Origin of the sequence: Pseudoalteromonas sp. APC 3358 (assembly GCF_030408075.1) — a bacterium.
Classification (GTDB): domain Bacteria; phylum Pseudomonadota; class Gammaproteobacteria; order Enterobacterales; family Alteromonadaceae; genus Pseudoalteromonas; species Pseudoalteromonas arctica.
Genome location: NZ_JASDCE010000006.1, coordinates 29,029 through 44,019, shown reverse-complemented (window position 1 = coordinate 44,019; position 14,991 = coordinate 29,029). Strand labels below are relative to the sequence as shown.

At 39.7% G+C, this 14,991-nt stretch carries 12 protein-coding genes; 7 read left to right on the top strand and 5 right to left on the bottom strand.

The annotated features are described in order from the left end of the window. The first annotated feature begins 65 nt into the window (after nt 1–65). The 5 genes from astA to speD all read left to right on the top strand — a co-directional run bounded on the left by astA (nt 66) and on the right by speD (nt 4,448). Entirely contained in the window at nt 66–1,082 is a 1,017-nt protein-coding gene (gene astA, locus QL995_RS11045; protein WP_007580083.1) for an arginine N-succinyltransferase, read from the top strand. Nucleotides 1,083–1,097: 15 nt separating this feature from the next. Continuing rightward, nucleotides 1,098–2,567, top strand: coding sequence for a succinylglutamate-semialdehyde dehydrogenase (gene astD / locus QL995_RS11040; RefSeq protein WP_007580085.1), 1,470 nt, complete (start codon nt 1,098–1,100; stop codon nt 2,565–2,567). 132 nt (nt 2,568–2,699) lie between these two features. After that, the gene (locus QL995_RS11035) at nt 2,700–3,047 is read left to right on the top strand and encodes a DUF3802 family protein (RefSeq protein ID WP_007580087.1); all 348 of its coding nucleotides are present in this window, start codon (nt 2,700–2,702) and stop codon (nt 3,045–3,047) included. An 86-nt stretch (nt 3,048–3,133) separates the two neighbouring features. Continuing rightward, a complete protein-coding gene (locus QL995_RS11030) occupies nt 3,134–3,547 on the top strand; it encodes an OsmC family protein (RefSeq protein WP_002958863.1) in 414 nt (137 codons plus the stop codon). 88 nt (nt 3,548–3,635) lie between these two features. Continuing rightward, the gene (gene speD / locus QL995_RS11025; RefSeq protein WP_007376266.1) at nt 3,636–4,448 is read left to right on the top strand and encodes an adenosylmethionine decarboxylase; all 813 of its coding nucleotides are present in this window, start codon (nt 3,636–3,638) and stop codon (nt 4,446–4,448) included. A 53-nt stretch (nt 4,449–4,501) separates the two neighbouring features. Here the strand turns inward: speD and QL995_RS11020 are convergent, their stop codons facing one another. Further along, complete coding sequence (locus QL995_RS11020) at nt 4,502–5,845, bottom strand: M24 family metallopeptidase (protein ID WP_290294162.1); 1,344 nt, start codon at nt 5,843–5,845, stop codon at nt 4,502–4,504. A 129-nt stretch (nt 5,846–5,974) separates the two neighbouring features. Then, nucleotides 5,975–7,252 (bottom strand): aromatic amino acid transport family protein, encoded by a 1,278-nt coding sequence (locus tag QL995_RS11015; protein WP_101216819.1) that lies wholly within the window; start codon nt 7,250–7,252, stop codon nt 5,975–5,977. Nucleotides 7,253–7,699: 447 nt separating this feature from the next. Between QL995_RS11015 and QL995_RS11010 the strand changes: the two genes are divergently transcribed. Next, complete coding sequence (locus tag QL995_RS11010) at nt 7,700–8,497, top strand: alpha/beta hydrolase (protein ID WP_356947985.1); 798 nt, start codon at nt 7,700–7,702, stop codon at nt 8,495–8,497. Nucleotides 8,498–8,745: 248 nt separating this feature from the next. Further along, nucleotides 8,746–11,586, top strand: coding sequence for a P-loop NTPase fold protein (locus tag QL995_RS11005; RefSeq protein WP_290294160.1), 2,841 nt, complete (start codon nt 8,746–8,748; stop codon nt 11,584–11,586). A 262-nt stretch (nt 11,587–11,848) separates the two neighbouring features. Here the strand turns inward: QL995_RS11005 and cysQ are convergent, their stop codons facing one another. Genes cysQ through QL995_RS10990 form a run of 3 tightly spaced genes read right to left on the bottom strand, consistent with a single transcriptional unit; the run spans nt 11,849 to nt 14,979 of the window. Further along, nucleotides 11,849–12,619, bottom strand: a complete 771-nt coding sequence (gene cysQ, locus QL995_RS11000; protein WP_007378438.1) for a 3'(2'),5'-bisphosphate nucleotidase CysQ — start codon at nt 12,617–12,619, stop codon at nt 11,849–11,851. Between the two features lie 9 nt (nt 12,620–12,628). Continuing rightward, nucleotides 12,629–13,222 carry an adenylyl-sulfate kinase gene (cysC, locus tag QL995_RS10995; RefSeq protein ID WP_149605738.1) on the bottom strand — a complete coding sequence of 198 codons (594 nt, stop codon included), beginning with the start codon at nt 13,220–13,222 and terminating at the stop codon, nt 12,629–12,631. Nucleotides 13,223–13,254: 32 nt separating this feature from the next. Then, on the bottom strand, nt 13,255–14,979 hold the full coding sequence (locus QL995_RS10990; RefSeq protein ID WP_010555007.1) for an SLC13 family permease: 1,725 nt from the start codon (nt 14,977–14,979) through the stop codon (nt 13,255–13,257). Between the last annotated feature and the right edge of the window lie 12 nt (nt 14,980–14,991).

The following is a 14,991-nucleotide window of genomic DNA, read 5'->3' as shown; positions in this document are numbered from 1 at the left end:
AAGGGCAAGCACTGCTTGCCCTGCAATTCCTATTTACCGTTATTTATAAGGGAGCAAGCGGACTCATGATGATCCTTCGCCCAATCCAGCAAAATGATTATTCAGCATTACTGAAAATTGCCCACGAATCAGGGCATGGTTTTACGTCTTTGCCATTAAACGAAGAACTATTGCAAAAAAAGATCGACCATTCAGTAAGCTCTTTTGCTAAACAAACGTCACAACCTGGTGACGAAGGCTACCTGTTTGTTCTTGAAGATAGCGAAACCGGTGACGTTGTAGGAACATCTGCAATTGAAGCTGCGGTAGGGCTTGATGATGCATTTTATCATTATCACTTAAGTAAAGTGATTCACTCTTCTCGCACATTAGACGTATATAAAGCGGTTGATATTTTAACGCTATGTAACGACTACACAGGTGCTACAGAGCTTTGCACATTGTTTTTAAAAGATGGTTATCGTAAAAATTGTAACGGTAAGCTACTTTCAAAAGCGCGCTTTATGTTTATAAAACAGCACCAAGAGCGTTTTGCGCAAACAGTAATCGCAGAAATGCGCGGTGTGTCTGACGAAAACGGCAGCAGCCCTTTTTGGCAGTGGCTTGAAGAGCACTTTTTCTCAATGGATTTTCCAACAGCCGATTACCTAACAGGTATTGGTCAAAAGGTTTTCATTGCTGAATTAATGCCTAAATACCCAATTTACGTAAACTTGCTAAGTAAAGATGCGCAAGCCGTAATAGGTAAAGTACACGACAACACTCGCCCAGCAATCGAGTTATTAAAAAGCGAAGGCTTTACGTTTAATGGCTACGTAGATATTTTTGACGGCGGCCCAACGGTTGAAGCAAAAGTAGATAATATTGCGACTATTCGTAATGCAAATCACTTTAACGTTGAAATTGGCGAAATGACTGGCGACACCATGGTGTTACTAGCCAACGAAAAGCTTGAAGATTTTAGAGCAACCGTTGCACCAATGACATTTGACGAGCGCGCAAAAAGCCTTATTTTATCGCAAGAAATAGCAGATGCACTGCATTTGCAAACTGGCGATATTGTTAGTGCAACCACGATTTAATTTAGGAGAAAGTATATGACTCATCCTGCACAATTTATAAATGGTCAATGGTCACAAGGCCAAGGCACAGAATTTAATTCAGTAAACCCTGCAAATAACGACGTTATTTGGCAGGCTTCATCGGCAACTGCGGCGCAAGTAGACACCGCAGTAAATGCAGCGCGCGAAGCGTTTTATGCATGGGCTGATAAAAGCTTTACTGAGCGTTTAGAAATAATTAAAGCATTTGCAGCGCAATTAAAAGAAAACAGCGAAGAGCTCGCTATTACTATTGCACAAGAAACAGGTAAGCCACTGTGGGAAACTCGCACAGAAGCGGGTGCTATGGTTGGTAAAATTGCCATTTCTGAAAAAGCATTTTTAGAGCGCACTGGCGACGTAGAAAACGCAATGCCACTTGGCCGTGCGATGATTCGTCATAAGCCACATGGTGTTGTAGCCGTATTTGGTCCGTATAACTTTCCGGGTCACTTACCTAATGGCCACATTGTGCCAGCGCTTTTAGCAGGTAACACGGTTGTGTTTAAACCGTCTGAACTGACTCCTAAAGTAGCTGAGCTTACGCTTAAACTGTGGGAAAAAGCAGGTTTACCAGCAGGTGTCATTAACCTTGTACAAGGTGAAGTAGAAACGGGTAAAGCCCTTGCTGCTCACAAAGGTATTGATGGCTTGTTCTTTACGGGTTCTTCGCGTACTGGTCATATTTTACATGAACAGTTTGCGGGTCAACCGGGTAAAATTTTAGCGCTAGAAATGGGTGGTAATAACCCACTTATTATTACTGACGTTGAAGATACTAAAGCGGTTGTTCACGATATTATTCAATCAGCGTTTATCTCAAGTGGCCAGCGTTGTACGTGTGCACGTAAACTATTTTTACCAACTGGTAGCAAAGGCGATGTGATACTGGAGCGTTTAATCACAGCAACTAAAGCGATTAAAGTAGGTAATTATGACGATGCAGACCAGCCATTTATGGGCTCTATGATCTCATCAGCTGCAGCTGCGGGTATGGTTAAAGCGCAAAACGAGCTTGTTGAACTTGGTGGTGAAGTATTAGTAGAACTTGAGCACACAGCTAATACTGGCTTTGTAACACCAGGTATTATTGAGTGTACAAATATTAGTGACTTCCCAGATGAAGAGCATTTTGGACCACTTTTAAAAGTATTCCGCTTTGACGACTTTGACCAAGCAATTGATAAAGCAAACGATACAACCTTTGGTTTATCGGCTGGTTTATTAAGTGACAGTGCAGCAGATTACGACCATTTCTTACGTCGTATTCGTGCAGGTATTGTTAACTGGAATCGCCCAATTACTGGCGCATCAAGCGCAGCACCGTTTGGTGGTATTGGCGCATCGGGCAACCACAGAGCAAGTGCGTATTACGCAGCTGATTACTGTGCATACCCAGTTGCTTCGGTAGAGCTTGAAAAAGTAGCTATGCCAGCAACACTAAGCCCAGGCTTAAAAATAGATTAAGTAGTAATACTACTTAATTATTATAAAAGCAGCTTCGGCTGCTTTTTTTGTATTGCTAACGCGCAAAGCTAGCAATCAACAGCGCTTTCTGCTTAAATCAAAAATAATTAATTATACAAAGGTGGTACAAAAATGGTTTTAGATAGGCAAGGGTACGATGATTTGATCATGTATCTAACTCAAAATTTAGCATTGTTTGAGAAGCCAGGCGAAATAAAACCAGGTGCCCCAACAGTAATGGAGTTAATTGAAGACGTTATTGCACAAAATGTGATGCTCATTTGCGAGCAGCACACAAACCTCAACACAGAGCAGCGTAGTCAAATTGTACGCGAAGTTGATGGCATTGTTTACGATTTAGAAGAAGTCCTCAGCAGCATCACCTCACAGCCTGTCACGGTTGAACAGCATGCCTTTATAGATGAATTTGCAGGTTTAGTAAAAAACCTCTTTGATAGCGCTTTAACACAACAATCTTAGCCATTTTATAGCCCTGCGTTGCATTTTCATTTGCAACTACGGCTAACTTGCTTACAATCAAGAAAATATTTTTTTGAGATATAACAATGCAAGCAAATGTAAAATGGGTTGAAGGCGATACGTTTATTGGTCGTTCTAATTCTAACCACAATGTTGTGTTTGATGGCGGCAGCGATAGTGCAGCACCAAGCCCAATGGAAATGGTTTTAATGTCAGTTGGCTGTTGCTCATCAGTTGATGTGGTTAGTATTTTAAAAAAAGCCAAACAAGATTTTTCAGATGTACAAGTACAACTAAGTGCAGAGCGCGCCGAAACAGCCCCACGTGTGTTTACCAAAATCAACTTACACTTTGTTGTTAAAGGCAATAATGTGTCTGAAAAGCACCTTGCACGCGCGGTTTCACTCTCTGCTGAAAAGTATTGCTCAGTTGCATTAATGCTTGATAAAACAGTAGAAATTACGCATAGCCACGAAGTTGTGCAAGATCAAGCAAAATAACGCTTTTTCCACGAGGGAAATTCGTATAAAATCCGCGAACTTTTCATTCTGCAGGTGCAGAACCCACTAATTTATAGGTTGGTTTATTATGAACAAACCCTTCGATAAACTTAAACTTCATGGCTTTAACAATTTAACCAAAAGTTTAAGCTTTAGTATTTATGATATTTGTTACGCAAAGACCGAGCAACAACGTAAAGAATATATTGAATATATCGATGAGCAGTACAGTGCAGATAGACTAACCGACATTTTAGGTGAAGTTGTTGATATTATTGGTGCTAACATTTTAAATGTAGCGCGCCAAGATTATGAACCGCAAGGCGCAAGTGTAACTATTTTGGTTTCAGAAGAACCAGTAGAAGAGCAGCAAAATTACGATGCTGACGAAGCACCAGGCCCATTACCTGATTCAGTTGTTGCGCACCTAGATAAAAGCCACATTTGTGTACACACATACCCAGAAGCTCACCCTGATGATGGTATTTGTACATTCCGTGCTGATATTGAAGTGTCTACTTGTGGCATTATTTCGCCACTTAAAGCGTTAAACTTCTTAATTCATAGCCTTGAATCAGACGTAGTAACAATTGACTACCGCGTTCGTGGTTTTACCCGCGACATAAACGGTGTTAAGCACTACATTGATCATGCTATTAGCTCGATTCAAAACTTCATGACAGAAGATACAAAAGAAGCGTACCAAATGATGGACGTGAACGTGTATCAAGAAAACCTGTTCCATACCAAAATGATGTTAAAAGAAACCGATCTAAACACGTATTTGTTCGGCCTTTCTACGGCAGATTTATCTGAAGGCGAAGAAGACGAAATTCGCTCAAAGCTGACCCGTGAAATGCAAGAAATATTCTATGGCCGTAACCTGCCAGATACAGAATAATAGCAACGAATTAAATTAAAAATGGCGCTCAGTGAGCGCCATTTTTTTATGCTTTATTTTACAAGCAATAGCTGTGTTTGTCGGCCATTTAAATACCAGACACCGCTTTTATCAAAAATAGCATCTTCCTCTAGCATTATTCTTATTTCTTTATTCCACTGTTTTATAAACACAGCATTGTTAAGCTCAATTGAGTAAGCCGTATTTAAATGCAGCGGATAGTCACCATCTCCCGGTACACCTTGCTGAGAATCCCACATACCTAATGTAGTGCCAGCAGCGTGGCCATGATAGCCAAGAGGATGAGTATAAATAGTGGGTTTTAATCCCTGATCAATAGCGGCTTTTCGTGCTGCAGCTAAAACCTCATTACCGGTTTTACCTACCGCAAATTGATTGGTAAATATGTCTTGTAGTTTATTACCGCTTTTTAGTGCTTCAACTAAGTAACTAGGCGCACTCGTTTCGTTTTCTTTGAGCACATACGCATGCTGCTGCGTGTCGGTATTTAAGCGTAAATAAGTAATCCCAAAATCTACATGAAGTAAGTCACCGGCTTGTATAACGTTATCATCGTAGCCATTGGTAAAGCTTTTTTCATGATTAAACGACTTCGCATCGGCGCGCTGAATAGCAATACTTGGGTGAAACCATGTTTGTAGTTTTAGCTCTTTTACGCGCTCTCTAAACCACCATACCAAGTCATCGCTAGTTGTTTTACCAACCGTAATTGTTTTACCCGAAAACCCCTCTGCAATAATATGATGGGCAATAGCGACAATATGTTTATACATTTTAACTTCTTCAGGAATGCGTTGCTCTAACCACGCAACAGCAAGCAGCTCTGCAGAAATTATTTTATTGTGATAAGTGGCGGGCAAGTTAGCCATTAAGGTTTTGTAATCGCCTAGCACAAGGCCATCGGCATGTGCCCAGTCGGTAGAAGTATTAAGCGCAATGTTGCGAGGTTTGTATTGCTCAATAAGTGTATTGAGTGCTTCCCACTGGCTTGGTTGTGTTTGTTTATCCCACCCTTTTTTAAATACGTTACCTATTTTATAAGGCGCAATAGCGTAAGCATCAATACCACCTTGTTTATTAAGTGCAAATAACAAAATAGTGGTGCGTCTGGCTGAAAGCCATGTTGCAGGCAGCATTGTTTTTAATATTGGATCTTCGTTATATTCACGACTTATAAGTAGCCACATATCAGTGTTGTGCTGCTTCATTAATGAGGGCATTAAGGTATTAACTCTAAGCTCAGTTATTTTATCTATAAAAGCAGCGCGCTCTTTCATCGATAAAATAGCGGGAGCGTCATCGGCTTTAACAAAGAGGCTTAAAACAAGCGTAGTTAGCAAGCTTACGTAAAGTAGGAGTTGTTTAGTAAAGTGCATAATTGTTTTATTTTTAGGCTAGTTAATTTATAACATGCCTGAAGAGCGACTATAAAAAAACAATTTGAGATAAACAGCACACAAAAAAGCCCAGCTAAAAAGTAGCCGGGCTTTGTATAAATAGTTTTATTACTTAAGCATACTGTATAAAAGTGCAAATACAGCAAGCGAGCCAACCGCTAATATAAATAGCGTGCTAAAGCGATTTCGGTATTTATTAAGTGCAGGTACTTTATAAACTGCAATCATTGGCATAATGAATAAAATCATCGCGATGATAGGGCCCGATAACTGATCCATCATGTCTAAAATACTTGGGTTCTTAACAGCACAAAACCAAATAGCTAAAAACATGATTAACACACCAATTTTATCGGTAACGCCAGCGCTTAAGCCTGTTTGTTTAGTTACTAATCCTGTAAAGCTTTCGCGTGCACCTAAAAAATGACCCAAAAACGACGATGTAATAGCAATAAAGGCAACAAGTGGCCCAAGTGTGGCAATAAACGAGTTATCAGTAATATTAGCAAGATAGGATAAAACCGATACGTTAGCCGCTTTAGCCGCTGCCATTTGCTCGCCTGTAAGCGACAGCACGCAAGAGAACACAAATAACAGTACAAAGGTAATAAGTAGCAAGCTAGTGCGCTTTAAAATCGCCTCAGACTTACGTGTAGCTTGTTCGCCGTAATGACCGCGTTGCACATTTACAAAGCTTGAGATAGCCGCTGCGTGGCTAAACGAAAACACAATTATAGGAATCGATAACCACAACGTTTTACCAAAGCTGCCTATTTCAGGCACCGTCATATCTGGCATCTGCCAGCTTGGGATTAAATAAAGTGATAAAAAGAACAATATGCCCACAAGCGGATAAACTAAAATAGCAAAGGCACGTAGCATTAAGCGCTCGCCGCCCATCATTAAGCTAATCATACCTGCAACTAATACGCCCGAAAGTAGCACGCGAGAAGGTGATTCCATCCCCATTTGATTAACCATAAAACTATCAACGGTATTGGTTAAACCCACACCGTAAATAAGCAAAATTGGGAATATAGATAAAAAGTATAATAAGGAAATTAACCGGCCCGCAGTCACACCAAAGTGCTCCTCAACTACATCGGTAAAATCGGCATCTTTATTTTTTGATGAAAGTACAAAACGCGCTAATCCGCGGTGCGCAAAAAAGGTCATTGGGAACGCTAAACACGCCATAATAATTAACGGCCAGAAACCGCCAATACCAATGTTAATAGGTAAAAATAAAATACCCGCACCAACGGCGGTACCAAATAAACTTAATGTCCACTGCGTATCGTGCAGGTTCCATTTAGTTTTTGTATTTGAATTTGTGTGTGTGTTTGGTGATGCATTTGAAAGCGTTGCATCTTGAGATGTTGTCATGTGTGTGCTCATCCATTATTTAAATAATAACTGCGCCGAAGGGTATAGTTTTTAGAGACATTTTTCATGTTTTGAAGAGATTTTTAGACTAATTAATTAGACTCAATTGGAGGGTAAGTGTCATGAATACGAAACAGTGGTGTAAAAGTGAGCAAAAGCCTTAAATGGCAAGCCACATTATAGAGTTACTGTACGGGGTAGGTTGGTTAGAGCGAAACCCAACACGCTATAGCGTCATGCTAGCAGGAAAGCCGAGGAAGGCGGTTTTCATAACGTAAAAATAGAGGAAGGTCATTTTTATTGGTTTTCATTTAAAAATCAAAATCTGCTCCCAAAAGCTGTTAAGTAGAAGCCATTGATCTCAACTTCATAAGAGATTTTTATTAAACTCCGTTATACTTCCTACAATTGAATATGCCAAACGAAGTAAATAGGCCGCTAACTGCAATGAGCAAAGACATTCTCTTCCATACTACTTTTGCGCACGAAACCAGTAAAACATGGGTTGTATTTGTCCATGGAGCAGGTGGTAGTTCGGCAATTTGGTTTCGTCAGCTTAAAGCTTATAAAAAAGAATATAATGTGTTGTTGCTAGATCTTCGTGGCCACGGTAAATCGAATAATTTAGTACAAAACTTTGTTGATAATAATTATTCATTTAATAATGTCTCTAAAGACATTATCGATGTGTTAGAGCATAACAATATCACCAGCGCACACTTTGTTGGCATTTCATTGGGCACAATTATTATTCGAAATATTGCTGAAATTGCGCCGCAATATGTTTCTAGCATGGTGCTAGGTGGAGCGGTTACTCGTTTTAATACTCGCAGTAATACATTGGTTTATTTAGGTAATACTTTTAAACACTTCCTGCCTTATATGTGGCTGTATCGCTTATTTGCTTTTATTATGATGCCTAAAAAGCGCCATAAAGAATCTCGACTTTTGTTTGTTCGTGAAGCAAAACGCTTGTGCCAAAAAGAGTTTATAAAATGGTTTAAATTAGCCATGGACGTAAATCCTTTAATGCAATATTTCAAAGAAAAAGACATTGATATTCCCATTCTGTACATTATGGGTAAGGAAGATCATATGTTCCTTGGCCCTGTTAAAGAAATGGTTGAGCGTCATAAAAATAGCGTACTGCAAACTATTCATCATTGCGGCCATGTCTGCAATGTGGAACGCCCTGACTTATTCAATCAGCACTCGCTTGCTTTTATCGCCCAGCAAAATCGTTAAGCGTAAGAAAAAGAATAGAGTCAGATCTTTCTTTTTGACTTTCGTCCTAAACTAAAAACAAGACCTGAAGGAATAAAACTCCATTTTTATATCAAAGCGTAGGTTGGGTAGAGCTAAGCGAAACCCAACAAGCCATAGCGTCATTCTAGCGGTAAAGCCAAGAGGCGACTTTATTTCTTAAACTTGCTTATCCAATAATATTCAATTGATATACACTGGCAAGGTAACGTATTGATAAGGATATTAAGTTGTCGCAAGTTAAAACACTCCCCATTACAGCCACGCGCTGGCTTTCCCTTTTATTGTGCGCAATTACCGCCGCAACAATTACTGTATTTTTAAGCAAAATCGGTCTTGTACAAAAGGCATATTCAAGTTTAGGCGCTATTTTACATGCCAGTCCTGTTTTACATTACAGCAGTGCATTTTTAGCAGGTATTGGCATAAAGCTCCTGCTTGATAAGTTTTATATATCGCACCCTAAACGCAGTATTGTATTTAGCTGGCGATATCCGCCTGTAACAATTGCTGTATTAGCGTCATTACTTCTGACTGCTTTTTATATGCTAAGCACAGCACCAAAATTTGATGAAGCTGCGTTATACGCACAAAGCTTTATGAGCTTAAAATACCTAGCACTTACGTTTATTGGCATGCTCATAACCGTCATTTATCAGGCAAAGCTTTATACCCAAAAGCCAATTTTTACTGCTGTATTGGTTGCTCTATCGACTATGTATGTAGATTTTGCTGTTGGTCTTGCTTATATAGCAGCTGCTTTTTATGTATTTATCAGCCTAGCTGCTAGTTATTTAATTTTAGCGATTTACTTATTGTGCAATGAACACAGGCAGAGCAAACAACAAAACTTTACTTCTGAAATTGAGCCGATTGAAACTAAAGAAAGCCCAGAACTAAAAACGTTAGAAGATTTCAGAGAATGGTTCAAAGATGATTCAATTATCAAAAGTACAGAAAGATTAGAGCCCGACTTACAGGTGTATGCAAAGCGTATCACCGAGCGGCTGCAAAATGGTCGTGATAAGTATGAAAAAAATTTAGCACAACACATAGCGCTATGTGGGCCTTATGGTTGCGGAAAAAGCAGTATCGTCGAAAGTATTGTGAATGATTTAGCAAGAAACTCTGAAAAAGAGAGTGTTTGGATACACAGCGATATATCTACTTGGGGCGCAGAAACTGGTAGCGTTGCGCATGTTGTATTGAGCCATATTATAGACGATATAAGTCAGCACATTGATATGTGCGCCTTTCGTGCGCTACCTAAACACTATACCGAAGCTCTAAAATCAGGTGGTAGTGCATTTCAGTTTGTATCTACCTTGCTAGCAGGTCCTGTTGATATTGAAGGAAGTTTTCAAAAGCTTAATGACGTTCTTGACACAACAAACCATAAATTATTGATTACTCTGCAAGATGTTGATCGTGGTACTGATGAAGAAAGTGCAAAACGTTTAAATGCTATAGCCGCGCTACTAGATAGATTGAAAAATAGAAACTTAAGTCATATCAATTTTATCGTTGCGATGGGTAATACTAAAATTGAGCATATTGAGGTGTTGAGTAAGATAGCTGACTATGTTGAGACGATTGTAGAGCAAGATTTTAGAGATAAGTTATGTAAGTGGGCAGAATTAAGTACTAAAGAGATATTTAATAAAGAAATGGTTTTAACCAATGAACCATTTATTACTAATTTTAATAGATACAAAAAATTAACCTCTGATATTTTTAGTGAAAAGCGTTACCTCCCTGGAATTATTGCTAGCAATTTAATTATTTCAATGCGCATGTTCAAGCGTGTTATGCGCCGAGTTGATAAGTGTTGGGTAAATGAAAAACTTCTAGGAGAAGTGGCATTTGATTCTTTAATGCTACTAATGACTTTAAGAGAATTAAAACCAGTATTATTCAATCAGTTTATCAGTAACTATCCGAGGCTACTAAATGGTACAGGTTCCAATATAAATCCAGTTGAAGGTAGTAGAAGTATTAAAGAAATGTTACATGACCTAGTTACTAATAACTCCTCCCCCATTGAAAATAAAGCATTAACTTCACTTCTTGAGTGTTTAGTTGATTTACCTGACCACTTGATGGAAGCTGAAGGTAATTTCGCTAAAAAAGATGGTAGAGGTTATCTTCAAGGAGTTGGTAATTCGCAAGATACGGTGAATTATTTAAATAGAATTTTATTAGAAACCGTTCCTAAAAATGAGCTAAGAGATCAGGAAGTGTTGAAATATTTTAAAACGATATCCCCTGAAAACGTAGCAGAGTTAGCTAATTATATATGCTCAGATCATCGCTGGTTAGTTAGTTTTGAGCGTTTTAATGGTGTTTTTGGAGTTGGTGATGACATTGAAAGTAAGAATAAGAGAAAGTTGTTAGCCTTTGCTGTTTTAGACAATAAACAGGCTGAAAAGTCAGGTTTATTTTCATATCCTAGTATTTTTGAAGATACACTATTACGAACAGTTGTTATTGAAGGTCACTTTGAAAAAGTGTTAAATAAATTAGCTGGAATTGAATCAGCTCAACCTTTATTATTCAGGATCCTTACTTGGCATTACGATTATCTTTTTATAGCTCGAGAGTTACCTAGTTTATTTGTTAAAAAAGACTCTAAAGGTCATTATTTTGATGTTGAAGAGATAGAAGAACGCCGGAAGATCGCTGAGAAAGCCAAAAGTTTTACACAGGGCATAGATTTTAGAGAGTTTTTACTTGAAAACTTAGACCAACTAAATATGGAATCCATTGAGTTAACAATACATTATTTGGTATTTACACAATTCGATGACTCAAAATTCAACTTTGATGAAAAGAGGATGGAAAATATTTTAAGTATTTGTCTAGCTAGTGTTTCAGCAAATGCGACATTACTCCTTATAAATAATGCTAAGTTTGCTGAACCTGAAGCTATTTATTTTCGACAGCACCTACTAAAAGTTACGACAGATGAAAAGGTATACTTAAAAAACAAAATTCAATGTTTTCAACATCAAGATATTACAGAAGATCAGAAATTTAAAGTCATCGATAATTTAGGTTTATCAGAAGAGTAAGTTAGAGTTGAGCTTCGGCGAGATTCCGACTTATGTTTTTAGCTTAGGTTTCAAACCTCTGTGTAGCGAAGCGACTCTGTGCTCTCGGTGGTGAAATTGTTTTTTAATAGAACGCAGAGCATAATTAGTTACAGGAGCACTATTCGTGGTTTAAGCTATCTTATTACGAGTGAAAATCCAGACTTATTGGCGTCTGCTTAAAGCTCATGATTTAAAGATGTTGGGTTTCGTTTCACTCAACCCAACCTACGCTAAACCGTGCTTACTCTTCTATCGCACTTACAATAAAATACGGATTTAAGTACTCATCTTTAGTGTTATAAATAAGCGGGCTGCCATCAAGCTTAGTGACTTTAGCACCGGCTATTTCGGCGATTGCATGGCCTGCGCCTGTATCCCATTCGCAAGTTGGACCTAAGCGCGGGTAAATATCGGCGCTGCCCTCAGCGACTAAACACAGCTTTAGTGAGCTGCCTTTAGACACCATTTCAACCTCATCAAAGCGTTTCACAAACTCGGCTAAATCGGGTGATGGGTGCGAGCGACTGCCTACAACACGAATTAACCCTTTGTTAGGTTTAGTCGTTACTTTAAGCTCAATTCGCTCATCGCCTTTATCTTTAAATGCGCCAATTGCTTCGGCGGCTAAGTACGATACGCCAAGGGCAGGTGCATCTACTACGGCTAAAATAGGAGTGCCGTTTTTAATTAGGGCGATGTTTACGGTAAATTCACCGTTCTTTTTAATAAATTCTTTAGTGCCGTCGATTGGGTCAACTAACCAGTAGCTTTTCCACGTTTGGCGTACATCCCAGCTTATGTCGGCGTTTTCTTCACTGAGTATTGGAATGTCGGGTGTGAGCTGTTGAAGCCCTGCCACAATCAGTTTGTGAGCTGCTAAATCGGCGTCGGTTACGGGACTTTCATCGGCTTTGTATTCAACGTTAAAGTCCTTTTCGTAAATTCCCATTATCGCTTGGCCTGCTTTGCGGGCAAGGATGAGGGTTTCTTCTAGCAGTTCGGTTTGATTCATGGGGTTAACCTATATTATGTGCTTTTGTTTTAGATACGTTATCAGTTGTGTAACCGATTGGTCTAGGGTGTTTTTACTTGTATCTAAAATTATTTCTGGATTGTTTGGCACTTCGTAGCTTGAATCGATACCCGTGAAATGTTTTATCTCCCCTGCGCGGGCTTTTTTGTATAACCCTTTTGGATCGCGGCTTTCGCATACATCCAGCGGGGTATCGATAAATACTTCAATAAACTCGCCGTCATCTACTAAGTTACGCACCATGTCGCGCTCCGCTCTAAAGGGCGATATAAACGCAGTAAGTACTAACAAGCCAGCGTCGGTCATTAATTTAGCGGTTTCGCCTACGCGGCGTATGTTTTCAATGCGGTCTTCGTCGCTAAAGCCTAGGTCTTTACATAAACCGTGGCGTACGTTGTCGCCATCGAGTAGGTAAGTGTGCGTACCTTGCTGATTAAGCGCAGCTTCTAGTGCGTTTGCTACGGTGCTTTTGCCAGAGCCTGAAAAGCCGGTAAACCATAAAATAGCGGGCTTATGTTTTTTTTGCTCACTACGCTGTGCTTTTGTAGTTGCGTAGTTATGCCAAACTATATTTTCATCCATAGTGAGAGTCTCTTATGCTGTGAGCGCAGGTATTAAAATGGAAATACCAGCGGGATCAAGGTTAATACCGTGATTGAATAAATAATAGAAAGGGGTAAGCCCATCACTATGTAATCTTTTAAGCGATAGTTACCCGCGCTATAAACCATTAGATTAGTTTGGTACCCAAATGGCGATATAAAGCTAGCTGATGCGCCAAAGGCAACCGCCATAATAAATGGCAGCGGGTCTACATTAAAACCAACCGCGAGCGAGTAAGCAACAGGGAACGACAAGGCAGCTGCTGCGTTATTAGTAATAAGCTCGGTAAATAATACGGTCATTAAAAATATGGCAATAAATGCGCCGTAAGGACCAAAGTCGCCAAGTACCATAAACATGGCGTCGGATATTTGCCCGGCAAGTCCGGTGCCTATCATTAACTTAGCAAGGCCAATGGCGCTGCCTACGACTACGAGTAACTCGATAGGAAAACGGCGTTTTACTTCGTTAAGTTTTATGGTGCCACTGAGCATTAAGCCAATTAGTAATACTAATAAGCCTTTAACCAGCGGCACTATGCCAATAATGCTTAAACCCAGTACTGCGGCAAAGCTTAGTAGCACAATGTTTGATTGTTTAGGTGCAAGGTGGGCTTGTAAGTCAAACCCTGAAATATACACAAATTCGCGCTTTAAATTAGGCAAGGTGTAAAAGTTTTTACCTGGTGCGAGTATAAGTGAGTCGCCAGCTTGTAATTGCACTTGCCCCAGGCCGCCTTGTAAGCGGTCGTGCCCACGGCGAATGGCAATAACAGCAGCATGAAATTGCTCTCTAAAGCGGGCTTCTTTTACGGTTTTACCTATAAATTTTGAAGACTGACTTACGACTACTTCTACTAAATGTTCTATGTCTTTTTGATGATTTTCGTGTACTACTTTTAGGCCGTCGAAACGGGTAAGTAATGGCACCGATTTTATGTCACCTACAAAAAGCAGCACGTCATCTTTTTGAATAATTTGCTGCGGGGTGACTGCGCAAATGCGGCTGCCATCGCGAATAATTTCAGCGAGGAATAAGTCTTTTAAATCACGCAGGCCGTTTTCTTCAACGGTTTGGCCTATTAACTTTGAGTTTGCTTGTACTTTGCCTTCTAGGTAAAAAGGCACGACTTCTTGGTCGCTTTTACCGTTGTCGGGTAAGTATTTAAGCATCACTAAAATGGTAATTAGGCCTACGCTTAACGCGCCTAAACCCACTAAGGTAAAGTCAAAAAAGCCCAGCGGTTCCATGCCCGCATCAACTGCAAAGCCATTGACGATTAAGTTGGTTGATGTACCAATAAGCGTAATAGTGCCGCCCAAAATAGCAGTGTACGACAGCGGTAATAATAGCTTTGAAGGGGAGTGATTAGGGTTGTCTTTTATCGCGGTAATAAGCGATGCAACAACGGCGGTATTGTTAGTAAACGACGATAAAAAGGCGGTTGATAACCCCAATTTTGTTACCGATTTTACTAAACTACCTTTAGATAGCGATTGCGCTAACTTTTGAATTAGGGTGGTTTTTTCTATTGCGGTCGACACTAACACCAATAGCACTAAGGTGATAAGCGACGGGTTAGCATAATTAATTAACATGCTCTCAAGATCGATTAGCCCTGCTAAGTAGCTGGTGCCAATTGCGCTTACAAATAACCATGCTGGATTAATACGGGTGCCAAAAAGGCACCCGACTAAGGTAAGCATAATGCCTGTTAAAACGAGCTGTTCTACCATGCTTTTAAATTC

Excerpts from the sequence above, each read along its gene's own strand:
- QL995_RS11020 (WP_290294162.1), bottom strand. The coding sequence starts at position 5,845 with ATGCACTTTACTAAACAACTCCTACTTTACGTAAGCTTGCTAACTACG.
- cysQ (WP_007378438.1), bottom strand. The coding sequence starts at position 12,619 with ATGAATCAAACCGAACTGCTAGAAGAAACCCTCATCCTTGCCCGCAAA.
- QL995_RS11035 (WP_007580087.1), top strand. The coding sequence starts at position 2,700 with ATGGTTTTAGATAGGCAAGGGTACGATGATTTGATCATGTATCTAACT.
- astD (WP_007580085.1), top strand. The coding sequence starts at position 1,098 with ATGACTCATCCTGCACAATTTATAAATGGTCAATGGTCACAAGGCCAA.
- QL995_RS10990 (WP_010555007.1), bottom strand. The coding sequence starts at position 14,979 with ATGGTAGAACAGCTCGTTTTAACAGGCATTATGCTTACCTTAGTCGGG.
- cysC (WP_149605738.1), bottom strand. The coding sequence starts at position 13,222 with ATGGATGAAAATATAGTTTGGCATAACTACGCAACTACAAAAGCACAG.
- speD (WP_007376266.1), top strand. The coding sequence starts at position 3,636 with ATGAACAAACCCTTCGATAAACTTAAACTTCATGGCTTTAACAATTTA.
- QL995_RS11015 (WP_101216819.1), bottom strand. The coding sequence starts at position 7,252 with ATGACAACATCTCAAGATGCAACGCTTTCAAATGCATCACCAAACACA.
- astA (WP_007580083.1), top strand. The coding sequence starts at position 66 with ATGATGATCCTTCGCCCAATCCAGCAAAATGATTATTCAGCATTACTG.
- QL995_RS11010 (WP_356947985.1), top strand. The coding sequence starts at position 7,700 with ATGAGCAAAGACATTCTCTTCCATACTACTTTTGCGCACGAAACCAGT.
- QL995_RS11030 (WP_002958863.1), top strand. The coding sequence starts at position 3,134 with ATGCAAGCAAATGTAAAATGGGTTGAAGGCGATACGTTTATTGGTCGT.